19 protein-coding genes and 2 pseudogenes are annotated in these 25,029 nt (G+C 53.1%); 7 read left to right on the forward strand and 14 right to left on the reverse strand.

Going from position 1 to position 25,029, the window contains the following annotated elements:
• The first annotated feature begins 222 nt into the window (after positions 1-222).
• Positions 223-1,680, forward strand: a complete 1,458-nt coding sequence (locus tag OC597_RS04500) for an amino acid permease (RefSeq protein ID WP_262207715.1) — start codon at positions 223-225, stop codon at positions 1,678-1,680.
• Between the two features lie 178 nt (positions 1,681-1,858).
• The gene (locus tag OC597_RS04505) at positions 1,859-2,809 is read left to right on the forward strand and encodes a bifunctional helix-turn-helix transcriptional regulator/GNAT family N-acetyltransferase (RefSeq protein WP_262207716.1); all 951 of its coding nucleotides are present in this window, start codon (positions 1,859-1,861) and stop codon (positions 2,807-2,809) included.
• Here the strand turns inward: OC597_RS04505 and OC597_RS04510 are convergent.
• Genes OC597_RS04510 through OC597_RS04525 form a run of 4 tightly spaced genes read right to left on the reverse strand, consistent with a single transcriptional unit; the run spans position 2,796 to position 7,196 of the window.
• Positions 2,796-4,247 carry an NAD-dependent succinate-semialdehyde dehydrogenase gene (locus tag OC597_RS04510; protein ID WP_261423931.1) on the reverse strand — a complete coding sequence of 484 codons (1,452 nt, stop codon included), beginning with the start codon at positions 4,245-4,247 and terminating at the stop codon, positions 2,796-2,798. The two genes, OC597_RS04505 and OC597_RS04510, sit on opposite strands and share 14 nt — an antisense overlap.
• Positions 4,244-5,290, reverse strand: coding sequence for an aldo/keto reductase (locus OC597_RS04515; protein ID WP_262207717.1), 1,047 nt, complete (start codon positions 5,288-5,290; stop codon positions 4,244-4,246). Before OC597_RS04515 ends, OC597_RS04510 begins: the two co-directional genes overlap by 4 nt.
• A gap of 10 nt (positions 5,291-5,300) precedes the next feature.
• Positions 5,301-5,804, reverse strand: coding sequence for a formaldehyde-activating enzyme (gene fae, locus OC597_RS04520; protein WP_261423930.1), 504 nt, complete (start codon positions 5,802-5,804; stop codon positions 5,301-5,303).
• Between the two features lie 30 nt (positions 5,805-5,834).
• Positions 5,835-7,196, reverse strand: coding sequence for an MFS transporter (locus OC597_RS04525; protein ID WP_262207718.1), 1,362 nt, complete (start codon positions 7,194-7,196; stop codon positions 5,835-5,837).
• A gap of 240 nt (positions 7,197-7,436) precedes the next feature.
• Between OC597_RS04525 and OC597_RS04530 the strand changes: the two are divergent.
• Both OC597_RS04530 and OC597_RS04535 read left to right on the forward strand, forming a co-directional pair.
• A pseudogene (locus tag OC597_RS04530) lies at positions 7,437-8,377 on the forward strand (LysR substrate-binding domain-containing protein).
• A 69-nt stretch (positions 8,378-8,446) separates the two neighbouring features.
• A complete protein-coding gene (locus OC597_RS04535) occupies positions 8,447-9,016 on the forward strand; it encodes a glycerol-3-phosphate responsive antiterminator (protein ID WP_409977050.1) in 570 nt (189 codons plus the stop codon).
• On the opposite strand, the gene OC597_RS04540 is transcribed toward OC597_RS04535, so the two are convergent.
• The gene (locus OC597_RS04540; protein WP_262207719.1) at positions 9,017-10,465 is read right to left on the reverse strand and encodes an FGGY-family carbohydrate kinase; all 1,449 of its coding nucleotides are present in this window, start codon (positions 10,463-10,465) and stop codon (positions 9,017-9,019) included.
• Positions 10,466-10,490: 25 nt separating this feature from the next.
• Entirely contained in the window at positions 10,491-11,774 is a 1,284-nt protein-coding gene (locus OC597_RS04545) for an MFS transporter (protein WP_262207720.1), read from the reverse strand.
• 382 nt (positions 11,775-12,156) lie between these two features.
• On the opposite strand from OC597_RS04545, the gene OC597_RS04550 reads away from it, so the two are divergent.
• Entirely contained in the window at positions 12,157-12,942 is a 786-nt protein-coding gene (locus OC597_RS04550; protein ID WP_261254299.1) for an SDR family oxidoreductase, read from the forward strand.
• Positions 12,943-13,010: 68 nt separating this feature from the next.
• On the forward strand, positions 13,011-14,465 hold the full coding sequence (locus OC597_RS04555) for an FAD-binding oxidoreductase (RefSeq protein WP_261254301.1): 1,455 nt from the start codon (positions 13,011-13,013) through the stop codon (positions 14,463-14,465).
• A 50-nt stretch (positions 14,466-14,515) separates the two neighbouring features.
• Here OC597_RS04555 and tehA read toward each other — a convergent pair whose 3' ends face one another.
• From tehA to OC597_RS04585, 6 genes and pseudogenes are all read right to left on the reverse strand, one after another.
• On the reverse strand, positions 14,516-15,499 hold the full coding sequence (gene tehA / locus OC597_RS04560; protein WP_262207722.1) for a dicarboxylate transporter/tellurite-resistance protein TehA: 984 nt from the start codon (positions 15,497-15,499) through the stop codon (positions 14,516-14,518).
• A gap of 134 nt (positions 15,500-15,633) precedes the next feature.
• The gene (locus OC597_RS04565; RefSeq protein ID WP_262207724.1) at positions 15,634-17,688 is read right to left on the reverse strand and encodes a TonB-dependent copper receptor; all 2,055 of its coding nucleotides are present in this window, start codon (positions 17,686-17,688) and stop codon (positions 15,634-15,636) included.
• Between the two features lie 246 nt (positions 17,689-17,934).
• On the reverse strand, positions 17,935-18,333 hold the full coding sequence (locus OC597_RS04570; protein ID WP_410001323.1) for a DUF2946 domain-containing protein: 399 nt from the start codon (positions 18,331-18,333) through the stop codon (positions 17,935-17,937).
• A gap of 301 nt (positions 18,334-18,634) precedes the next feature.
• Positions 18,635-19,054, reverse strand: a pseudogene (locus OC597_RS04575) (LysR substrate-binding domain-containing protein); the annotation flags it as partial.
• Between the two features lie 62 nt (positions 19,055-19,116).
• Entirely contained in the window at positions 19,117-20,172 is a 1,056-nt protein-coding gene (locus OC597_RS04580; RefSeq protein WP_261284622.1) for an NAD(P)/FAD-dependent oxidoreductase, read from the reverse strand.
• A 337-nt stretch (positions 20,173-20,509) separates the two neighbouring features.
• A complete protein-coding gene (locus OC597_RS04585; protein WP_261254317.1) occupies positions 20,510-20,899 on the reverse strand; it encodes a nuclear transport factor 2 family protein in 390 nt (129 codons plus the stop codon).
• 218 nt (positions 20,900-21,117) lie between these two features.
• On the opposite strand from OC597_RS04585, the gene OC597_RS04590 reads away from it, so the two are divergent.
• Complete coding sequence (locus OC597_RS04590; RefSeq protein ID WP_262208079.1) at positions 21,118-22,461, forward strand: glycoside hydrolase family 10-like protein; 1,344 nt, start codon at positions 21,118-21,120, stop codon at positions 22,459-22,461.
• Between the two features lie 96 nt (positions 22,462-22,557).
• Here OC597_RS04590 and oxlT read toward each other — a convergent pair whose 3' ends face one another.
• Together oxlT and OC597_RS04600 are read right to left on the reverse strand one after the other, a co-directional pair.
• Positions 22,558-23,817 carry an oxalate/formate MFS antiporter gene (gene oxlT, locus OC597_RS04595; RefSeq protein WP_262207727.1) on the reverse strand — a complete coding sequence of 420 codons (1,260 nt, stop codon included), beginning with the start codon at positions 23,815-23,817 and terminating at the stop codon, positions 22,558-22,560.
• Between the two features lie 249 nt (positions 23,818-24,066).
• A complete protein-coding gene (locus tag OC597_RS04600; RefSeq protein WP_262207729.1) occupies positions 24,067-24,852 on the reverse strand; it encodes an SDR family NAD(P)-dependent oxidoreductase in 786 nt (261 codons plus the stop codon).
• Between the last annotated feature and the right edge of the window lie 177 nt (positions 24,853-25,029).

Here is a 25,029-nt window from a genome sequence, read left to right on the forward strand (position 1 = left end):
GACCTTTAATTTCCACGTTCATGCTTCGCATGTTCAATGTGGACTACCGCTCAGTTCGACCCGTCGTTTTCTGAGACGTACAGGTATTTACTTCCCTTTAACAAAAGGGCGGGCAGCGTTTGGCCTGAATTTCTTTTTTGCCGGTAGAACGCCAACGGCGTTTCACTCCTGCTGCAGCGGTAACGGGCTGCTTAATCGCCTTAATGACGGACAGGTAACACCATGACAAAAAGTAAGCAACATCGGTTGAATACTCCTTCAACCGAGGGGCACGACTGCGCCCAAACATTGCAACGTGGCCTGAGCGAACGCCATATTCAACTTATTTCCATTGGTGGTGCGATTGGTACCGGGTTGTTTATGGGCTCGGGCAAAACCATTGCGCTTTCCGGCACCTCTATTGTTTTGACCTATGTGATTGTCGGCTTCTTTATGTTTATGGTGATGCGAGCGATGGGGGAGTTATTGCTGACCAAGCTCGACTACCGCTCGTTTGCCGATTTTGTCTCCGAATACCTGGGGCCCAAAGCCAGCTTTTTTCTCGGCTGGTCCTACTGGTTGAGCTGGGTAGTGACCTGTATCGCCGACGTGGTGGTATGCGGTGGTTACGTGCAGTATTGGTACCCCGAGGTTTCCCCCTGGCTACCGGCGTTACTGACCCTGGGCCTGCTGTGTTTGTTTAATATGCTGTCGGTGAAGATGTTCGGCGAGGCGGAATTTTGGTTTGCCATCATCAAGGTGATAGCCATTATTGCGTTGATCCTGACCGGGGCCTGGATGGTGTTTATCGGCTGGACCTCGCCGGACGGCGTTAAAGCTTCGGTGAGCAATATCACCAACCCCAATATCTTTATGCCGCACGGTATTTTCGGTTTCTTTGCCGGCTTCCAGATTGCCATTTTCTCCTGCACCGGTATCGAGCTGCTGGGCACCATGTCGGCCGAAACCAAGGATCCGCAAAAGGTTCTGCCGAAAGCCATCAACGTTATCCCGGTGCGGATTATCATCTTCTACGTGTTCTCAATGCTGGCGATTATCGCCGTAACCTCATGGAGCCATGTCTCACCGGACAGCAGCCCTTTCGTCATGTTGTTCGACCAGGCCGGTTTGCCCGCGGCGGCGGCGGTGATTAACTTTGTGGCGTTGACCTCGGCGATGTCTTCGGCCAATAGCGGCGTTTATTCCAGTACCCGCATGCTGTATGGCCTGTCGATGGAGAAACACGCCCACGGGCAGTTCAAAATACTGTCCCGCACCACGGCGATTCCGATCCGCAGCCTGATGTTCTCCTGCTTTTGTATGGTGGTGGGAACCATGCTGTTGATCCTGATGCCGGATGTCATGACACTGTTTACCATTGTCTCGACCGTGGCGGCGATACTGGTGGTTTACAGCTGGGGCATGATCCTGGTGGCCTATCTGGTGTACCGCAAGCAACGGCCCGAGCTGCACGCGCGTTCTACCTTCAAGATGCCGGGCGGGGTGATAATGACCTGGCTGACGTTGGTGTTCTTTGCTTTCACGCTGGTGCTGATGGTGTTTGACCGAGATACGCTGATTGCGCTGTGCAGCATGCCGCTGTGGTTTATCGCTCTGGCGTTGGTGTGGCGTTTCAGAGTTAAAAATAGCCTGGCACAGGAAAACTACGTGTTTTACCAACGTAGCCATGAGGTTGAGTAACCCGCATTGGCTAAAGTGTAAAAAAAGGCGAGGGCTCCCCCTAAGAAGCCCTCGCCAAAAAACGGGATAACCCTCCGGGTCTACCTAAAAGGCACTAACTCGGTCATTCGTTTGACCGCTTGTATTCCAGAACGCCTCTGATATGGTTGTCGTATACAACTATATCAGAGCGCTCATCATGCCAATAACCAAAACAGATCCGTATTTACAACCTATCAGGGACGCATCACGCCATCTGGTGCGGGAACTGGGCTTTATGGGCAGTACCCTGGCAGGTACCGATCTGCCGCCGTCGGCGGTGCATGCGCTGATTGAAATCGGCGACAGGCAGGTTGAAACCGCAGCCGAGCTTTGCACGGTGCTCAACCTGGAAAAATCCAGCGTCAGCCGCATGCTGAACAAGCTGATCAAAGCCGGGGAACTGGTGACTTTACCCAGTGAGCGTGATGCCCGGGAAAAAATCCTGCGGTTAACGGATAAAGGGCGACAGACTCTGGCAGGAATTAACCAGTATGCCGAGCATCAGGTACTTAACGCGCTGCAACAACTGCCGGCTAACGCTAGTGCAGGCATTGCCGAGGGCCTGCAAAATTATGCTGCTGCGTTACGCTGTCACCGTTTGGGTGAAGCGTCGGTTTCTGCACCGTCAATCGAGATTGTCAGTGGTTACCTGCCTGGCTTTACCGGCAGAACGCTGGAAATGCACATGCAATATTATTCGCGCACGGTGGGGTTTGGTGCCTTTTTTGAAGCTGCCGTTGGCGCGGCACTGGCCGATCTGGCCGGGCGGCTATCGCATCCACTCAATCAGACCTGGTCGGCATTAAGTCGCGGTCGTATCGTCGGTTCTGTTTCTATCGACGGGGAAACCCTGGGGGATAACCGCGCCCATCTGCGCGCTTTTATCATTGATGACAGCCTGCGCGGCAGCGGTGTAGGCCGCCAACTGCTGAACCGGGCGGTCAGCTTTTGCGACGAACGCGGGTTTGATGAAACCCATTTGTGGACCTTCAAAGGGCTGGATGCGGCCCGGCATCTGTATGAAAGCGTCGGTTTCACGCTGGCAGAAGAACAGCCGGGCACACAATGGGGTCAATTGATGACCGAACAGCTATTTATTCGCCGTTAAGCTGTCCGAGGTTGACGTATTTGGTTTCGAGATACTCATCGAGCCCGATCGCGGCGCCCTCACGGCCCAGTCCCGATTCCTTAACGCCACCAAAGGGCGCGACCTCGGTTGAGATAATACCCTCGTTGATGCCAACCATGCCGCTTTCGAGCTGACGTGTCACACGGAATGCACGAGTGAGATCCCGGGTATACAGATAGGCCGCCAGCCCAAAGGGCGTATCGTTGGCGCGTCGGATCACCTCTTCCTCATCATGGAAACGGAAGCAAGCGGCCAGCGGGCCAAAAGTTTCCTCATGCGCCAACAGCATCCGTTCGTCGGCATCGGCCAACACCGTAGGCTGGAAGAAGGAACCTCCAAGCGGGTGGCGTTCTCCGCCGCACATCAGCCGCGCTCCGTGGTTTAAAGCATCTTGCAGATGAATCTCCACTTTTTCTACCGCTTTCAGATGGATTAACGGGCCTTGTTGCGCCCCCGGTGTCATGCCTGGAGCCACTTTCAATGCCCGGGCGGCATCGGTGAGCCGCTGAACAAAACGATCGTAAATGCCGTTCTGGATGTAAAAGCGATTGACGCACACGCAGGTTTGGCCACTGTTACGGAATTTTGCCGCCATTGCACCAGCGACCGCCGCATCAAGGTCTGCATCGTCAAACACGATAAACGGGGCATTACCTCCCAACTCCAGCGACAGTTTTTTCACCGTCTCCGCCGCCTGGCGCATCAGCAGTTTTCCGACCGGCGTGGAACCAGTGAATGACACTTTGCGCACCAGTGGGCTGGCCATCAATGCGGCACCGATGGCCGGGGTATCACCTGAAACGGCATTAATGACCCCTGGCGGTACCCCGGCAAGTTCGGCCAGTACGATCAGTGCAAAAGCAGAAAGTGGCGTCTCGTTGGCGGGTTTGATCACCGTGGTGCAACCGGCCGCCAGCGCCGGGCCTAACTTGCGCGTCAACATCGCCAGCGGAAAATTCCACGGCGTGATGGCGGCAATAACGCCGACCGGCTCTTTAAAGGTCATGATTTGGTTACCGGCTTTGGTCGCCGGAATGGTCTGCCCATAAGCGCGCTTGGCTTCTTCGGCAAACCATTCGATAAAGCTGGCGGCATAGGCGACTTCGCCCTGGGCTTCGCTCAATACCTTGCCTTGCTCGGTGACCATCAGTTCTGCCAGCGCCGACTGATGGGTAATGATCAACTGGAACCAACGTTGCAGGATTTGCGCCCGTGCTTTGGCCGGTAAAGCACGCCAGGCGGGCAGGGCCGCGGCGGCCGACTCAATGGCCTCGTGGGTTTCCTGAATGCCGGCAAAGGCCACTTCGGCCACCAACTCGCCAGTGGCGGGATTATTGACCTGATAGCGTTGCGGGCTACTGCGCCATTGGCCGCCACAGTACCAACCGTTGCGCAGTAAAGAAGCAGAGTCTGTCATGCGATGTTCCTTGTGTTTGTATTGTCCAGGGCAAACCGACCATGCGCTGGGCGGCTCTCGCGTGTAATACGCTTACCGGCGGTGTAATCATTGATGACATCGCAGGGGGTATAGTGGCGTTCCAGTTCGTAGCGCTCGTCATCACTGAGCGGGGTCGACAAAGCGCTAACGGCGGTGTCTATTTGCTGCACCGTATCGGCCCCGACCAGCATGCAGTCGACCCCCGTGTGCCCAAGCACCCAAGCCTGAGCAACCTGCGCCGGAGGGATCCCGCGTGGCGACGCCACCAGGCTGACCGATTGAGCAACATTGCGCGAGGTGGTGTCGGCGTACATTTCTTGAGTGAAGAAATCCGTCTGGTTACGTACCGAGTTGAAATCGCAGCTCAATAAACCGCGTGCCAGCGGGCTGAATACCGATACGCCCAATCCCTGATCGCGGCACAGGGGGATCATCTCCCGTTCTTCTTCCCGGTAAGCACAATTGAGTTGCAACTGCATGTTGACTGGCTTAACGAAGCCATGACGCTCGCAAATCCACAGGATTTTGGCCAGTTGCCAGGCATACATGGTCGATACACCAACGTAACGGGCTTTACCTGAACGCACGATATCGTTCATCGCCGACCAGGTTTCTTCGATTGGGGTATTCACGTCGAAGTAGTGCAGCATGTAAATGTCGACATAATCGGTACCGAGACGGCGCAGACTGGCGTCAATGCTGGCCATGATGTGCTTGCGTGAATGCCCATGATTGTTGGCACCGGAACCGAGCGGGTAACCGACCTTGGTGGCCAGAACCAGTTCGTCGCGCTGAGCCAGGCGTGCAACGATACGACCCACCACTTCCTCACCTGCACCGCTGGAGTAAAAATCAGCCAAGTCAATAAAGTTGATACCGCACTCGAGCGCATGGCGGAGCAAAGGCTCACTTTGCTGATCGTCGAAGATCCAGGGTTTCCACTGTTTGCTGCCCATGTTCATGGTGCCAAGACACAAACGGGAGACTTTCAGCCCACAATGGCCAAGATTGATATATTCCATCGGGTTGTCCTCAGGCGCGTGGCGTATAGAAGGGGTTAGCCAATTGTGGCAGGGCATCGGCAAGCTGGCTGCGATTGGGCAAGCGATTCATTGCGGAGTGGATCGCCTGACGGCAGGCGCGGTAGTTATTGCGGAACACCTCGTCAAGATTGTCGCAGGCAGGATTGACCCAGTTGGCGGTGACGATGCACCACTGATCTTCGGCCTCCGGTGGCAAAATGCCTTCCAGCAAGGCTTCGGTTACCGCTTTGGCAATCGCCGCCTGAGAGGCCCCCCAGGTAGCATTGCCATGCAGTTCACCACTGATCTCGGCCTTGTTGACATACAAAGTCATTGGTTTGGTGGGCACGTTGGGCTTCACCACCACCATGAATGGGCAGTGGCCCTGGCTGGGGGATGCCAGACTTGAAGAGAATGCCTGACCGACCACGCCGTGGCGCGGCCCGATCATAATATTGATGTGTGAGGCATTTACGCCGTTTCCCTCAAACCCTTCACCGATATACATTTCCACGTCATTGCTCCTGTCTTCAGTAAGATGGTGTTATTTAGCTGATGTCATTAACGCGTTTTCTGCGCGTTGCGCTGGATCCTGGCAGGCATCCACCAGGGTTAGTCCTTTGGTTTCCGGTGCCCAGGCGATGGAAACCAATGCGCCAATAATTAAAATTACGGCCAGAATGCTGGTGGTAGCGGGCATGCCATAGTGGACAATCGACAGCGGCAACAGGCCGGTGCCGATGGCTGAGCCCAGGCGGCTCATTGAGGTAACAAAGCCGACGCCCATCGAGCGCACTTCCGTGGGGAAACTTTCCGCCGGAAAAACGCCGACCAAATTGCTGACCGCCGACATCACCAGCGTGAAGGCCGCAAACAGGGTAATCAGCCAGGCCGATTGGCTGATGGGAACGAGACTCAGCATGACCAAACAGGCGGCGAGGAAGACGAAAGCGCCGATCAGGAAACCCCGTCGAGAGCAGTACAGCGTCAGTAAAATACCGAGGAGTGCCCCGACAATCAGCAGAGCGTTGAGCAGCAGGTCGGTGGCAAAGTTTTGATCCAGGCCCATCATCTGCAAAATTGACGGTAAGAAGGTATAAATAGCGAAGTACGGGATCACCAGGCAGACAAAGAACAGGCTGTTGAACGCGGTGCGACGACGATAAACGGGCCCAAACAGCGATAGAAAGCGTGGTTTGCTGAGCGTTGGCGCTTCACCGACCAGCATGACATTCGGGCCGAAATAGCGCAGCACAATGGCCATGGCTTCTTCGCGGCGGCCTTTGCCCATCAACCAGCGGGGTGATTCTGGCGTGCCGATACGCATGAACAGGATGATGACAGCCGGCAGCGCCGAGGAAGAGAGCAGCCAGCGCCAGGCGTCCGGCCCCATCGCCGTCAGAAAGTGACCGGCAAACCCGGCGGCCACATAGCCGAAGGTCCAAATCACGCTGAAAGAACCCAGCAGCACGCCACGGTGCTTACGTGGGGAGAACTCGGCAAGCATGGTGTGTCCTACCGAGAAATCACCTCCCAGCCCAATGCCAACCAGCACTCGCAGCAGGAACAGTTGTTCCGGTGTCGTAGCGAAAAATTGCAGTGCCGAGGCGAGGGTGATCACCACAAAGCTAAAGCAGAAGATTTTCTGCCGCCCGATATGATCGGCAACCCAGCCCAGTACCAGACTACCGATAAACAGGCCGATTAACGCCGAACTGCCGAGCATTCCTTCCCAGAAGGCGGAGATCCCCATTTGCGGTTTGATTTGTGCCAGGGCGAAACCAATCACCCCCAGCACATAGCCGTCGGTGAAATGTGCCCCGAAGGTCAGCCCGGCGATTTTGAGATGGAATCGGTTTAACGGTACATCATCCATACGAATTTGTTGCGATGTCAGATTTTGCATTGACCTGTCCTCCAGTAGGAGCGGTGTAGGGTTATTGTTGGTTTTTTGTTTTGAATGCGTGAACAATGTGGCAGCAGAACCTGCCGTTCGGCGAGTGCGTTTTAGTCATACCCTCAGGTGGAAAATGCATGTGATCGGCTTCTGGTTTTACAGAAATAAACCCTGCGGGTACTGGTGAATAACGGCAGATTGGCAACATATGGTTAACATGTTGATTGCTGAACAGAGGCGTTGTGGATCGTGAGAAAACTTCCATCACTCAGTACGTTGCGCGTATTTGAAGAAACCTGTCGGACGTTGAGTTTTAGCAAGGCGGCAGAGGCGTTGTTTATTACTCAAAGCGCGGCCAGTCGTCAGATCAAGCAGCTTGAAGAGTTTCTGGGAAAATTGCTGTTTATCCGCAGCCACAGTGGCCTGACACTGACCCAGGATGCCATTTTGTTGCTGCCACGGGTACGGCAGTCACTGGATATCCTGGAAGAGGGGATCCAGCAGGTACAGCTGCATAATCCGCTGCAGCATCTGCGGCTACAGGTAGCGCCAACCTTTGCCACTCGTTGGCTGGCACCGCGTCTGGTAGCCCTGCGCCGTCGTAACAGCCAGTTGCAGATCGCCCTGATCAGCGAAACCCGGCAAAAAACTGTGACTTCGACTGTGCCATTCGTTTTGGCGAACCGGCCGACTGCGTAAACAGGGGGGAATGGTTATGCCATGAGCGGTTGGTACTGGTCGGTAGCCCGTTGTTGGCCGTTAATGGTGTTTTCCCGCCGTTACATACCCAGCCGCAGCTGCACATTCTTAACGGGGATACACGGCTGGATAACTGGGCATGCTGGCTGACGGCGGCGGGACAGGTTATTGCCGGTCCGCAGAGTGGGCTGGAATTCAGCACTCAGGACCAGGTGATCAACGCCTGTATTACCGGTGCAGGCTATGCAGTCCTGGACCGTTTGATGATCCGCAATGAGCTGCAAAGTGGGTTACTGGTATTGTTGTCACCGTTGGAGCTAAAAAGTCGCAATGGTTACTGGCTGGAAATTCCTGTCGGCAAGCACGATTTGCCCCGGGTAGGCTACTTTCATGACTGGTTACAGGAGGAAATTCAGCAGCTATCACAGCATGCAGAGCCGATGTCAGGCATGATGGCTGCGGTGTTTGCCGACGTGGATATACCGGTGTAGTGGTGTGTTATCTTATTGTTAATGAGCATTGCCCGGAGCCAATCCTGTCGGGCTTATCTGGAGAAAAATGTGCCTTCAATCGTTGAGTTGTTAAAACTGCATCCGGTGATCGCCGCAGTAAAAGATAATGAAAGCCTGCAGGCCGCAGTGAAGTCGGATTGCCGGATTATTTCGGTGCTCTACGGCAACATCTGTAATATCGGGCGCATCGTGCAGCAGATTAAAGAAGCCGGGAAATACGCCTTTGTGCACGTTGATCTGCTGGAAGGCAGCTCCAACAAAGAAATTGTGATTAATTTTCTGAAGATCGTGACCGCCGCAGACGGCATCATCAGCACCAAAACCTCCATGGTAAAAGCCGCGCGTCAGCAGGGGTTCTATGCCATTCACAGGTTATTTATCCTCGACTCCATCTCCTTTCATAACGTCGACAAACAGGTAGCGCAGTCCACGCCGGACTGCATTGAGATCTTACCGGGTTGTATGCCGAAAGTGTTGGGTTGGGTGGCTGACAAGATTGACCTGCCGATCATTGCTGGTGGTCTGGTCTGTGATGAAGACGATGCCCAGACGGCATTAAAAGCTGGGGCGATTGCCGTCTCCACCACTAACCATGACGTCTGGAAATTAAAGCTTTAGTTAATCCACCAAAGGGCTGAGCGCACGTAACAAGGGATCGAGATGTGCGTTTACCCGCTGATAAACCTGTTGGTTGAGTTGCTGATAAAAGGCGTGATTGGCGCTATCCGGCATAAAGCTGTCGCCTACCTTCACCAGCCTGTCGGTTGCCTGCTGATAACTGTCGAATGCGCCTACCGCCATGCCGGCATTGATGGCACAGCCCACCGCGGCCGAGCCACTCATCAGATTACGCCGTGTCGGGATGCCAAAGACGTCGGCAAAAATCTGCATAAACAGATCGCTGTTGGCACCGCCGCCGGAAATGATCAGGCTGCGGAACGGCGTATTCAGTTCCTGGGCCATCTTGTCCATATGGTTCTTCATGGTGAAGGCAATGCCTTCCAGAATGGAACGATACAGGTGCGCCCGGGTATGACGGCCGTCGAAGCCGATCATCGCGCCTTTGCGGAACTCTGCTTCAGGTGGCGGCGCCCAGTCATGCACGGTGATTAATCCTTCACAGCCGGCAGGTACCCGTTCTGCCTCCTGGTTCAGCAATTCCTCAATGCTGACCCCGGCGTCGTCAGCGGCAGACAGCGCGGCTGCACCAAACTGATCGCGAAACCAGCTTACGGTCCACATACCGCGCCGCACGCCCATACATTCATACAAATAGCGGCCAGGGATCGAGGCCTGGAACGGCCAGAAATGCTGTGCGTCTTTCACATTGGCATGGCCATGCACCATAGCGCCAATATAGGTCCCCAGAGAGATCAGTGCGACGCCGGGTTCCAGCGATCCGGCCCCCAGGGCTTCTACCGCTTTATCGTGTGCGGTGGCCACCACCGGGATACCGGCAGGTAAACCGATTTGTTGGCCTGCGCGTTCGCTGAGCCGACCGAGAATTTCACCCGGTTTGACCACCTCAAACACCTGGTCGCGTGTCAGGTTACAACTTTGCCAGACGGCCGAGTCGGTGCTCCAGTCGAGTCGGTCATTGTCCATCGGCCACCAACCAATGTAGTTGGCACAGGTATCTTTGAACTCGCCGGTTAGCCTGTGGGCGATATAGCCGGAGGTGGTAGTGATATAGCGAACGTCCCGATAGGCCTCGATATACTCATAGGGTTTATTCAAGCGCTTATCCATCCAGTTAATCACTGGGTAGGCCAACTCTCCATTTTCTTTTAACAGCGCGCGGCAACAACGGATGATGCAGAGCCCCATCGAAATAATATCCTCCGGCTGGCCGCCATGATCGGCAAAGCGTTGCATGACCCGACGGAAGGCCACTTTTAAGGCATCCCACAGATCGTCATCCGGGTGCTCCGCCAGCAGCGGTGCAGGGATATCCAGCCTGCGCAGTGGCTGTTTGCCTTCGCAAATCACCTTGCCGTCCAAATCAAAAATAACCACTTTGGCGCTCTGGGTGCCCACGTCCACACCCATCAGATACTTCTTCTTCATGTTATGACTCCTTAAGGAAAAGGCATTATCCGATCGCCGGTTTTGTGGTTATGGTTTTCGCGTCGGCAGTTTTGATTTTGTTGAACAACAGATAAGTAAACACCACCACCAAACCGGTGGCCGCCAGGCCCATCAGCCACATATTGCGGTAAGCCTCGGCGGCGGGCAGGGTATCTTGCCAGTGCCCGACTAACGGATAGACAAAGACATCTGGCAGGAAGCCGATCACCGAACAGATACCGACGGTGGTACCCATAATGAATTTGGGCGTACGGGCCTCGCCAATGCAGGCGAAATACAACCCACGCGAGGCATAACAGGCAAAGGCCAGCAGTAGAATCAACCCGATGCCTACAGCGACCGAAACCGGCTGTTGATTGGTGAGCAGCAATGCACCCAGGGTGATCAGGCTGACCAATGCCAGCAACTGGATCACCCGGGTAGGTGATTTCAGCCGGCTGTGGCTGGTGATCAACCCTCCAAGCGGACCGCATACCGCACGAAATATCTTGTTAATTACAATGCCCATATAGCTGGCGGCGACCAAGGTCATACCGTACATTTCGGTCAGATAGTTGGTTGAATAACTCAGGATGGCGTAGATGGTGTAAACGCCGAAAATGATCATGCTGCAATACCAGGTGGTACTGACTTTCAGCACCCTAAGGATATCGCCGAGGCTAAAGCGGCGTGCAGGCTCAGCACTGTCCGCCACCGGGGTTGAACCATCGTTGACAAAGAACCAGCACAGGATGCCGAGAAGAATATACACGCCGCTGTAAATCAGGATCACTGCTTTGAGACTGTCAGGGTCTTCGGGGCTGAACATGGAGAAGATCCACATGGTGAAGACCGCCAACGTCATGACACCAACGCCCCGGAAGCCCTCCATCCAACCCATTATTTTCCCTTGTTCCTGGTGGTCGCCAAGCAGCGATGCTGCCTTGATGGAAACGGACCACAACAACAGAATGGTGGTAATGGCGAATGCCACCTGGATCATGATCATCATCCAGAAGGGGGGGTATAACGCCATCAACCCGCCCAGTAACCCGGTAGCGATCATGGCAAAAGTCATTGTTTTCCGATGGGAGAGTTTGTCGGCGATAATACCGCTGGGGGCATAAAGAATAATCGCGGCAATACCAAAGGTGCTCATGATTAACCCTATTTCGGTATTGGAAAACCCCATAAATTTCGCCATGGGAATTTGATAAATATAACGCAGATAGGCCAGGTCAAAGCTCACGCCGCCACTGATGCTTATTATCGCCAGCGTTAACCAGCGGTGGGGATTGGTTTTTTTCATGCGGCACCCTGTTAAAAATCAAATAAAAAAAGAGAAAAGCAAGCTCCCCGCATTGCGGGAAGTTACTTTTCTCTTCGGCTCATTCAGTAACTGCACTAAGAAATAACACGGTGATACTAATAATAAAAGCGACCGCCATCACAAAAGATTAAAGTTGGCTCGCCCGGTTTTTAAATAAATTAATTGTTCGGAATGATATTATACACTGTATTTTTGGCATGAAATGATTTTGTGATGTAAGTCACTGAACGGGCCTGATAGGCCATGTTAGCTTGCTCCACAGTTACTAGAGCCGATGAGAAAAGTAACTTCTTTGCTACACGCAGAGGAGCTTACTTTTCTCATTTTTTTTTGCATTTTTTTCAGGCTAAGGAGTTAGTACATGTCACTGGATAAATTGAATGCGTTCTCACTGGATTTCTTTTCGCTGAAGGGAAAAACGGCCATTGTCACCGGCGGCAACAGCGGCCTGGGGCAGGCATTTGCCGTAGCACTGGCCAAGGCAGGCGCCAATCTGTTTATTCCCAGCTTTGTGATGGATCAGGGACAAACCCGCGAAATCCTTGAGCAGCAGGGCGTTCGGGTTGAGTTCATGCAGGTCGATATTACCGAGAAAGGCGCTCCCGCAAGGGTTATTGCCCAATGTCTGGCGAAGTTCGGTGGTGTAGATATTCTGGTCAACAATGCAGGCATCTGTAAATTGAACAAGGTGCTGGATTTTGGTCGTGGTGACTGGGATCCGATGATCGACATCAATCTGACTGCCGCCTTTGAAATGAGCTATGAAGCCGCCAAGGTGATGATCCCTAACCAGCAGGGCAAGATCATCAATATTTGTTCGTTGTTTTCTTATCTTGGCGGGCAGTGGTCACCGGCTTATGCTGCCACCAAACACGCCCTGGCCGGGTTTACCAAAGCCTATTGTGATGAACTGGGTCAATATAATATTCAGGTCAACGGTATTGCTCCTGGTTATTATGCTACCGATATTACCGCCGAGACCCGTAGTAATCCGGAAGCAAATCGCCGAGTACTGGAGCATATTCCCGCCAATCGATGGGGTGACACTCAGGACTTAATGGGGGCAATGGTATTTTTAGCCAGCAAGGCGTCGAATTATGTTAACGGTCATTTGCTGGTGGTAGATGGTGGTTATCTGGTTCGTTAAATAAGCGGGGCTTCCCGTTTCACCTCAAGCAACAAAACTTATATTCTTATTATCAGGAAGGAATAATCATGTCTCTGACTCGTGAAGCTATTGTCGCTCATTTAAAAGAAATCGTTGGCCCGGCACGGGTGATTACGGATGAAGAAGTGCTGAAAAAAAATAGTGTAGACCGCTTCCGCAAATATGCCGATATCCACGGTGTATTCACCCAGCCGTTACCCGCCGCGGTGGTCAAACTGGAGAATACCCAGCAGGTGTCAGACGTATTAAAGTTTATGAATGAAAATCGCATCAACTGCGTACCACGCACCGGCGCGTCCGCTACCGAGGGGGGGCTGGAGACGGTGGTGAAAAACTCGGTGGTGCTGGATGGCTCAGGGCTGAACCAGGTGGTCAAGATTGATATTCGCAACATGCAGGCCACGGCCCAGTGCGGCGTCCCGCTGGAAGTGCTGGAGGATCAGTTGCGGGCTCAGGGTTATACCACCGGGCATTCACCGCAGTCCAAACCGCTGGCGCAAATGGGCGGGCTGGTGGCGACACGCAGCATTGGGCAGCTTTCCACATTATACGGAGCGATAGAAGACATGGTGGTTGGGCTGGAGGCGGTCTTCCCTAACGGCACCATTACCCGGATCAAAAACGTGCCGCGCCGTGCCGCCGGGCCGGATATTCGCCATGTGATTATCGGCAACGAAGGGGCGCTGTGTTTCATTACCGAAGTTACGGTAAAAATCTTCAAATACACGCCAGAAAACAACCTGTTTTACGGCTATACCCTCGACAATATGCAAACCGGTTTCGATATCCTGCGGGAAGTGATGGTGGACGGTTACCGCCCATCGATCGCCCGGCTCTACGATGCCGAAGACGGCACCCAGCATTTTACCCATTTTGCCAAGGGGAAATGCGTGCTGATTTTTATGGCCGAAGGGGCAAAAGGGATAGCACAGGCGACAGGTGCTGGCATTGAGGCGATCGTACAACGCCATACCGAATGCCATAAGGTGGACAGTAAACTGATTGAGGCCTGGTTCAATAACCTGAACTGGGGGCCGGAGAAGGTCGAAGCCGAACGCGTGCAGATCATGAAAACCAACAACATGGGCTTCACCACTGAGGTTTCCAGCGACTGGGCGAGTATCCATACTATCTATGAAAACGTGATCCGTCGTATACGTGCCGAATTCCCCCATGTTGCCGACATCACCATGCTGGGTGGGCACTCTTCTCACAGTTATATCAATGGCACCAATATGTACTTCGTTTACGATTACAACGTGGTGGACTGTAAGCCGGAAGAGGAGATCGACAAGTACCACAACCCTTTGAACAAGATTATCGTCGAGGAAACGTTAAAACAGGGCGGTTCAATGGTCCATCACCACGGTATCGGCAAGCATCGTACCCACTGGACCAAAGACGAGCACGGCAGTGCCTATTACATTTTGAAGGCGTTGAAAGAGGTCTACGATCCTAACGGCATCATGAATACCGGCACTATTTACCCGCTGGAAAAATGATTTGGCTGATGGCCCGGTTTACCGGGCCTCATCGTGTAGGCTGACAGGGTTCAGGGCCGCTGGGTGTATTTCAACAGATCGCCCTGGAACAACAGAATCAGCGTGCGGATGAACAACAAGCCAATCAGGACATTACTGAAGACAAAAAGCGGTAATGCGAGCGCAGACAGTATTCCCTCCTGGCTCGCATGCCCCAGATGCAGAGCGGTGGTCGCCAGGGCAGAAAGGCCGAATGAAAAGCTCCAGAATGAGGCATTAAAAGGCCCCTTCAGATACCAGGGAAGCAGACGGATCATAAATAACAGTTGCAGCAGACCATAGCCGAAAAGCATTTTGGCCAGCACGTCGGCCTCACCGCCATTCACTGCCAGCCAGGCGCTGCAAGCCACCAGAGCGGGGGCCAGTTGGATACCGAGAGAGATACGTACCGGTTCTGGCATTTCGCCATGACTGCGCAGGCGATGTAAGATAGCCGGTTCCAGACTCAGCCAGGAAAGGACACCGGCGCCCAGAAACAGCAGGCCCAGATCCTGATACCCCAATGCGCCGCAGGCCATGCAGCTGATAAAGTTATTGGCGACCGTTGGCAAGTAGAGCCCGGGGGTGGTGGCCTCACCAGGGTGTGTTCCACGCCACAGGCCGGCACTTTGCCAGGCGGCATAGCTCAGCTGTGCCAGAGCGCCCACCACGAACAGTGCCACGGCCAGTGAACGCCACCAGGGCACCACGCCAATGGCGACCAGTAGGGTGGTTGCCGGGAACAAACTGACATAGCTACTCATCAGCGGATGGGTGATTTCGGCTTTTACACTCTGGGGGAAACGCAGCAGGCGGTATAAAAAAGCGCAGGCCAGCAGAAACCAAAGGGTGATAGCGATGACCACTAACCCCTCACCGATGACCGCGGGGACCGGCAGGATGGTGGCAGCATAACGCCAGCCAAAACCTGCGCCAATGAGGCCCAATACCATGCCAAAATAGCCTGCGGGCAAATTCAGGTAACGGGAACCCGGATTTAAATTAGATTTAATCATTTTGTTTATATTTTCAAATTTATTTGAAGCGATCTTAACGAGTTTGGCGGGCGGAAGCAATAATACTTAGGGAGTGAGGACAGGCTCAGAAAGGGCTTTGCCGGGCGATGCTGACCACCGCCCGGCCCCTTTAGTTAGAAGGTGACATTAACCTTGGCCCAGAGGGTACGGCCCGGTTCATTTACCGAAGTATTCGAGGAGTAACCAAAGGTGCTGTTACCCGCCAGGTTTAGGTGCTCGCTGTAGGTTTTATTGAAAATGTTATCCAGACCGGTGCTGAGTTTGACCTGCGGACTCACCTTGTACGCCACATTGGCGGAAAGCACGCCAAAGCCCGGGCTGTCTGCAAAGTCTTTACCCACCACGTTACCCTGATTGATCGCCACACGGTGCTGGCTGCTGACCAGGCGCCAAAGTCCGGTACTGCTCCAATCCCCACGTTCGTAGGTTAAACCCAAGCGTGCTTCCAGCGGTGGAATTTGCGGCAGTGGCTGGTTGTCAGTGGTATTTTTACCCCAGGCATAGGCCAGGCTGGCATCGGTTTTCCAGTGCTCGGCCAGCTGATAACCCATGCCCATCTCACCGCCCATAATTGTCGCGTTGACGTTATCGGCCTGGCTGATGCGGGCGTGGTTGGGATCGTACTTGAACAGGATAAAGTCATTCACATGACCCAGATACGCTGAAACCCAACTGTTAAAGCGTTTATCCGTGTATTGAGCGCCGATATCGATCTGCGTGGTTTTCTCACTCTTCACACTATCAAATGGGCTCTTACTGCCGTCCGGCCCGAATGTCGGCGAGAACAGCTCCCAGTAGTCAGGGAAACGTTCGGTATAGCCTATCCCGGCGTAAACCATCAGCGGCATGCCGGCAAGCGTATGCTCAATACGAGTAAAGCCGCTCGGCAAGGTGTCGGAACGTTCGCTGTCATTAGCGGATTTATAGTTATCCACCAGGCTACGATCAAGGCGCGCACCGCTGATGACCTTGCTTTGCTCGGTTGCGGTCCAGGTCAGCTCGCCAAAAGCGCCGTAGTTATGGAATTGCGCATCTTTTTGCCAGGCAGCGCCCTGTTTATTACGGTGAGTGTTGGTCTGGGTATCCATACCGCTTTCCAACTTGAAATCGTCCCATAGGAAGGTGCCCATCACGCGCCCGCCGACGGTACGGCGATCCAACTGCATCGTCATCCCCATATTCATGTGTCCCATGCCCATATGGCCCATCGCCATGCCGCCCTGACCGGGGAAGCGGAGGGTGACGTTATCCATAATATGGTTGGCGTAGTTGTAATAAACCTGGGCTTCTAGCTTATCCAACACCTCGCCAATGTTGGATTTTTCTACTCGCATCCCCAGACTTTCTCGCTTGAACTGTGAGCCATCCATGCTGCGCCCGGCATAGCGCGCTTCGCCATTACCCCGGCCCATGGTGACTTCCAACAGGGTGTCACTGTCTGGCGTCCAGCCGAGCGCCAAATCGCCATTCCATTTATCCCAGCGCGAAGGGACGCGTTGGCTATCGCCGTCCTGATAATCATTTGAACGCGATTTATTGCCCATCAGACGCAGATAGCCTTTTTCGCCACCCAGGCTGGCGTCGATGTTTTCATCCCAGCGCCCGTTAGAACCGGCCAGCAGGCTGGCATTTCCCTTGATTCCGGGCTGATCAAAACGAGGGCGTTCACGTTCAAAGCGCACCGTGCCTGCCGAAGAACCGGCCCCCCAGAGCACCGTTTGCGGGCCTTTGGTGATGGTCAACAGATCGTAGCTTTCTGGTGAAATGTACGAGGTAGGGGCATCCATTCTTGCAGGACAGGCACCCAGCATTTCGCCGCCGTCGGTCAGGATCTTCAGTCGTGAGCCAAACATGCCACGAAACACCGGATCGCCGTTGGTGCCACCGTTACGGATCTGCGAGAAGCCTGGAATGGTTTTCAGGTAATCCGAACCATCGCTGGCCGGCACCGGCTGACGCGGCGTTTTCGGGGATGTCACGATGGTCATTGGTGAATAGAGTGGTGCCGTTACGGTGATCACGTCGCCATCATTGGCTTTGACCGCAACATCATGCTGGTGCGATTCAGTGCCATGAGCGCTGAAGGTGGCCAGGACAAACAGTGGCATCGCCGCAGTAATATGCAGTGGCAGAGGGCGCTTTTTATAATTCTTGGTTTTACCGAACATCATCGTTCCTTAATGCAAATTTTGACGCTAAAAATATTTTCACATCGCAACCGACTATTATTTGGACGTAACAACGCCCGGAGCATCATGCCGCCGTAAATAGGGGTTGGGTTCCGTCATGACGAATCAATAACGCCAATCGGGTTGCGATGAATAATGTTCTGCAGCCATAAATCTGACAGGCGTGAGTCAACCTCCTGATTGAATCATCTCAACAGGAATAATTTGGCTGCAGTCTATTAATTTTTAAATCAGAGGAAGTGATGCTGGTGGAGCGCGGGGCTGTGACTCGGAGTAGATCACATGGGCGAATAACGGGAAGATATAATGTGCTGGTGGGGCGCGGGACAGCAACGATCCTGACCAGAATAATGGCGAGTAGGCCAGATCCAGCAGCGGGACATGGATCAGCAAGACGCAGTACCCGCAGGCGCTGTCATCCATCATCATCGCCATATTGTGGCTGCCGGTCTGCATGGCCATTGACATGCCCGGCATGCTGGCCTTGCCGGTTGGCTCTGGCGGCGGCTGGTGATGGCTATGCGTCGACATATCCATACCGCAGTCTGCCATGCTGGCAGGTTCAGACTGCCCGATGCGTGCATGCTCCAGCGACCGTGAGATCACCGGGGCAATGAACAACATCAGGATCGCAAAAATCCCCAGACAGGCAGGGAGACGGCTTCGCGATGTAGCAGTCCGAATTAACGACACATATATCCTAAAATAGTGCGAAATTAACGGACGGAATTGTACTGTTTTATACGGCAAATGTTAAAACATTTTATTCATAGTTAGCCCATTGCTAAAGTGAATTGCCGTTTGTCTCACATTCTCAACCCATTTAACCTTTAGGATATATCTTGGCCTCGCCGTGAAATAATACTGGCAGTAAAGATAGTGTTATATCCTAACGGCTGAGTATTCCAGCGTAAATAAACGTGACTTACGCCGGTTGTTCCCCCAGGGCTTTTAACCAAAGGATGAAGGCGTCAATCTTCGGCCACTGGCGATCGGAAAGCGTCGATACATAATAGTGCTGGTCGCATTTCAGCTCCATCTTCGGGAAGGGAGCTACCAGTTCACCGGAATCAAGCTGCTTGCGGATCAGCCGTTTACGGCCCATGGCCACGCCGACATGATTGATGGCTGCCGTCACGGCCAGATCGGAACGATCAAAGCCAATTCCAGGCGAGGTATCCAGATTCACGCCGAAATGCTGTGCCCAACTGTGCCATTCGTCTGTTCCTGAGTCATAACTCCAGGCTTGTCGATCGTGGAGCAGGGTGCAGTGGGAGAGGTTGCCGGGAAAGTTGACCAGCTCAAATTGCCTGGCGTATTCCGGACTACAGACCGGAATGATCGATTATATGTGATTTGAGTATGCCTGGCAATCGTCTAGGCATAGCCCTGAGACGATTGCCGTTATTAAGGTTGTTTTTGGAGGGAAATGAAACGGGCAGGACGATAAATTGCAGGTATTTCCGGGTTATAACCGCTGATCAGCTCTTCACTGACCATTCTGCCCACAGTGGCCGCGCAGGTAACCGCCGGATGCATGACGGCAACATAAACTCCAGGTATATCGTCAATATATCCGATGATCGGACATCCATATTTCGGCACGGGACGCTGTCCCACAGATTGACTCAGTAAACTCACAGAATCCGCGCCGTTCAATCCGATCTTTATCGCAGCCAGTGTTTCAGCGGTGACATTTTCGGTATTGCCCGATAGCGGATAGTCTTCCGCAGCTAAGATATCACCGTTACGGGCATGACGGACTTCTACATCAGGACCAGAAATCAGGGTGTTAATTAAATGATGTGCAGTGCTGTACCGTAACAGAATTGCCGGAGAGGCCAGGATCGACAACGGGATCCCAATGGTATTAAGTAGGGGAGTTATACCCGTTCCGCAGGCCAGGATGACAGCATCCGCATTTAATACGCCTTCCGGGGTTTGGATGCCTGTAACATGGTTTCCATTTCGGAGAAAACCGATGACTGACGTTTGACTTTTCAGCGTAGCACCCAAGCTACAGGCCTTTTCCAGCAAGGCGCGTGTGGCATCTATGGGATCGACAGCACCATCGTCAACCGCAAAATATGCATGCTGCGGTGGGTGGTTCAACGCGGGTTCAAGCTGGGATATCTCGGGTTGCCGAAGACAGTTTTCATTGGACTGACTTTCCAGCGTTTCATCGTCATAACTTAGTGCGCCAGTCCAGTTCACCCAAAGCTCCGGAATTTCTTTTTCCAGTCGCTGCCAATCTGCCACCGATGCGCGGCGAAGAAATGCATCAGGTGCATCATCACTTACTGTCGTGTGGATCCAGCCAAAAGAGCTGCCGGTAGCACCAGAAGCAGGTTGGCTTTTATCGATGACCGTCACTTTTATCCCGCGACTTGCCAAATGATAGGCTATTGACGCGCCCATAATTCCTGCACCGATAACAATCATATGTTTCTCTGTGGTACACATACTGAGTTCCTTGTGTAAAAACCGGCCTGACTATCCCATAGAATAGCCAAATCATGCAGAGGTATTTGGACTTGAAGATAGGAAGATATCTGACAGGCTGGATAGCATCATCAAGTCGGTTGGTTGCCAACGAACTTAGGATATCCTGATAAGGCCATGACAAAGGCCAGAACCTCAGATTCTACGTAAATCCACCTTGGTGCGCATAATGTATATTATGTTAAATTGAATATGGAGTTACGCACCGGGCTGGCTTTCCTGGCTATAACTCACCTCACCTCCAATCCTTACCGGTCTTTTCACCAATATCTATGCATGTGGCTCAACATCACCAGCCTCAATCATCCGTCGGCGTTCCCTGATGAAAACGCATCTGCCATCGACTGCCATTGTCTTCTGAGGTTAGCAACCAGATCGACGATCGCCATGTACAACGAGCAACACCGCCATCGGCACTACGCTGATAACTTCGGTATGTCAGCAGCACTGAGCCTTCGGCAATTGCGGCTAACTTAAACCCGTCAGCAAAAATTTCTGCCGGGTCACTTTCCATCTGCAATGCAGCCAGAGTTTGCGGTTTGTCATAGCGTTGGCCAGAACGTCCAATTTCTTCAAAGTCTTCATGCAGCAATTCACTGACTGCAGCTAAGTCACTGCGCGTTGCCGGCTGATGCAGTTTAGCCTCCAGCGATTGGATCACGGCCAACAGCTCTGTCGAATGGGTCAAAACGCCCTCCTTTTTTGATCGCGCTACGTGAAATCTGAAAACAATTGGCAGTAATCACCCTGCAGATTTCGTCAAAACGCACCGTTAAATACACCCGTAATGAACCGCCAGCCACACAGTGGCCCGTTGAGATCGAACTATTCAACTCTAGCTTCTAAGAAATTGACTTTAATGAGAAAGATAAGAGAATGATTCTTTCGAGCGACTACCTAATAGAAATGGAGTTTACCATCGTCTCTCTTCGTCATTTTTCTAGCGCAACGTTGGTCAAAAAATTAGCGGGACTGGCTGCTGCCGTTGTTTTACTTGTCAGTTGCTCATCCGCGCCGCCGAAATCGCTGGTTACCCCGCTTCATCCTGTGAGTTTACACCCCCTTCAGCCCCCATCGGCTCAGGGTAAGGAGCCGGTACGCGGAGTCTGGCTGGCGACCATTTCACGGCTCGATTGGCCACCCGTTTCATCCATCAATGCAGGCAGTGCTGCCGTTCGTATCAACCAACAGCAAAAAACACTGACAGACAAACTGGATAAGCTTAAAAGCCTCGGAATTAATACCGTGTTTTTTCAGGTCAAACCTGATGGCACTGCTCTGTGGGTTTCAAAGATATTACCATGGTCAGATATGATGACCGGGAAAATTGGGCAAGATCCGGGCTACGATCCGTTACAGTTTATGCTAAGTGAAGCGCACCGGCGAGGCATGAAAGTCCACGCCTGGTTTAATCCCTATCGCGTCTCTGTTAATACCAAACCGTCAACCGTGGCGGAACTGAACGCCACGCTGTCTCTGCAACCGGCCAGCGTTTTTGTGCTGCATCGCGACTGGATCCGTACGGCGGGCGACCGCTTTGTACTTGATCCGGGCATCCCGCAAGCGCGGGACTGGATCACCAGTATCGTGGCGGAGGTCGTAGCGCATTACCCTGTAGATGGGGTGCAGTTTGATGATTACTTCTATGCAGAGTCCCCGGGCTCCAGCCTCAACGACAGCGCGACATTCCAGAAATATGGGCAAGGATTTGTATCAAAAGCAGATTGGCGACGCCACAATACTCAGCAGTTGATTGAGCAGGTCTCGCGCACCATTAAGCAGATAAAACCGAATGTTGAATTCGGCGTCAGTCCGGCAGGCGTATGGCGTAATCTTTCCCATGATCCGGCCGGTTCCCAAACGCAGGGAGCAGCGGCTTATGATGAGGCCTATGCCGATACCCGCAGCTGGGTGCAGCAGGGACTGCTGGATTATATTGCGCCTCAATTGTACTGGCCTTTCGCCCGTCAGGCGGCCCGTTATGATGTGCTGGCAAAATGGTGGGCGGATGTGGTGAAACCTACCCAGACGCGTCTCTACATTGGTATTGCGTTGTATAAAGTGGGTGAACCTTCAAAAAATGAACCGGACTGGATGATCAATGGTGGCGTGCCGGAGCTGAAAAAACAGCTCGATTTAAATGAGTCATTGCCACAAATCAACGGTACGATTTTGTTTCGTGAAAACTACGTCAACCAGCCGCAAACTCAGCAAGCCGTCAGTTATATCAGGAGTCGCTGGGGAAGCTAGCAGTCTCTTCTTGGCCGAAGCGACCAAATGCAACATTTCTGCCTTGATTATAGGCAACCAAAAGGCGCCCTGTGGCACCTTTTGGTTTTCAGTGACTTACTGTCCGGCTGCTTGCATAAAGCGTGCACGCCAGGGTTTAAGAACCCAGAGCGCAAGAATAGCAGTAGCGAAATCCAATGTGATCGCGCAGGTGAATACAATGTTCCACCCACCGGTATGTTGATAAATCAATGCCGCCATTGGCCCTCCAAAAATAGAACCAATGCCCTGTGACATATACAGCCAGCCGTAGTTTGCCGTTGCATTCTGGCTGCCAAATGTATCTGTCAGCGTTGCCGGGAACAGAGAAAAAATCTCGCCCCAGCCAAAGAAAACCACACCCGATAACAAGACGAACAACATTGCGTTATCACGACACAGAAGCCACAAAATCATCGCGCATCCTTCCAATGCAAACGCGATGAACATGGTCTGCTCCCTGCCAAATTTATCAGAAATGAACCCGAAAAATGGGCGCGTCAGTCCGTTAGTGAAACGGTCAATCGTCAGCGCTAATGGCAATGCAGCCATGCCGAATACCACGGCTTCGGTGATGCCAAAATCATGCGCAAATATTGCCATTTGCGACGTCACCATCAAACCGGATGTCGACATCATCGCCATCATTACAAACATCAACCAGAACAGAGGCTGCCTGAGCATTTGCTTCGGGCGATACTGTTTACCCTCTGTGAGCAAAACTGGCACATCTTGGCGTTCATTCGCTGAAGGTGGCATCCGTAGCCCCTGACTGGCCAGAAAGCCGATCACAGCGAAAATCGCGCCAAACAGCATCAACGTACTTTCTAAACCGCGCGTGGCCAGTGATGTCGAAACGGGAAACGTTGTCAGCACCGCGCCCATTCCATATCCCGCCGCCACCATTCCCGCTGCAAAGCCGCGTTTATGTGGGAACCAACGAACCATCAGGCCTACAACGCCCACATAAACAATACCGGTGCCCAGCCCGCCGATACAACCGTAAACCAGATAGAGGCCGGTGATGCTGCTGACTTGCGACGCCAACACCCAGCTAAATCCTGATAACAGCGCGCCAATTGAAATCAGTTTACGCGGGCCGAAGCGCTCAATCAGGCTGCCCTGAAAAGGAGAAAAGAAGGTTTGCAGGATGATTAACAGCGAGAAAGTCACCTGTAATTCAGCCAGCGGCACACCAAGTTTGAGTGCTAGCGGCTTGGTCAGTAACGTCCAGATATATTGCGGGCTGGAAATTGCCGCCATACAAATCAGACCCAAGATTAACTGACGCCACCGGGTGCCGGCCGCAGCGGTTATTGGCATATTCAATATGGTCATTCGCACTCTCCCTTGTTATCTGTAAACGCCAGCGGAGAAAAAATCAGTATCGCCAGCAAGAAAAAGGGTTAGAGCAACAACCATGCCAAATTAATTTAACTTAGTTATCAATAGATTGATAAATCAGCTAAAGGTAGTGACAAATTTAATGCCCCTCAGGGCAACTAAAATGTTCCGTGATGGTGCGACGAGGAAAAGATAGCCCGACACCGATAAGATCCCGTCCGCAGGTGGGACGGGAGGATCAAATTACTCACTAATGTAGCGCGCTGCTGGATGTTCCTGCCGAAACTCCGGCAGCATCGCTTGGCGAGCTTGATCATAGTTTAGCCACTGCTGTTCGTTATGCAGAGGCGGAATGGTCACCACCTCGCGGCGGTCAAAGCCGACAAGCGCTGCATCCACCAGTTCATCGACTTCCATCACGCCGCTCACAGTATTGATGTCCGTCCCCGAACGCTGCCAGATTTCGGTACGCGTTGCGGCAGGCAATACGGCTTGTACATACACGCCCTGCGCCGCGAGTTCGAGACTCATCCCCTGAGACAGATAAAGCACAAACGCCTTGGTGGCACCGTAAACGGTCAGGCCGAATTCCGGCGCCAACCCGACCACTGAACTGATGTTGATAATGGCACCCTCCCCGGCCGCGGCCAGACGTGGAGCCACCGCGTGGGCCAGACTGGCAACCGCTGACAGATTCAGGGCTATCAGTCGGTCAATATCCACCGCCTCCTGAGACGCAAACGAACCGGACAGGCTCATACCGGCGTTATTCACCAGCACCGTTATGTTCTCATCGTCCCGAAGTCGCTGTGCCACAGTTTGTATATCTGCTCGCTGCGTGAGGTCTGCCGGCAGGATATCCACGGCTACGCCATACTCTGCGCGCAGGCGACCGGCCAGCGCTTCCATACGGGAAACATCCCGCGCAACCAGGATAAGGTTATGCCCGCGGCGGGCAAAACGGTCAGCATAAACCGCTCCAATACCGGTGGAGGCACCGGTGATCAATACCGAACTGATGTCTGTCATACTTGCCTCTCTGTGATGGGAAATGACTCATACTTCACTCATTGAATGATGCGCGTCATGTATAATAGATGTCAATCGTCATTTATTTTGTTAGCACTATTTTGTCTCTGGCGTCCTCCAGGCAAACTGACAGGTCGGATGCCGCCTTTTGGGCTTCCAACCTGCGCAGTCAGATTA

Origin of the sequence: Serratia proteamaculans (genome assembly GCF_946227095.1) — a bacterium.
Taxonomy (GTDB): domain Bacteria; phylum Pseudomonadota; class Gammaproteobacteria; order Enterobacterales; family Enterobacteriaceae; genus Serratia; species Serratia proteamaculans_E.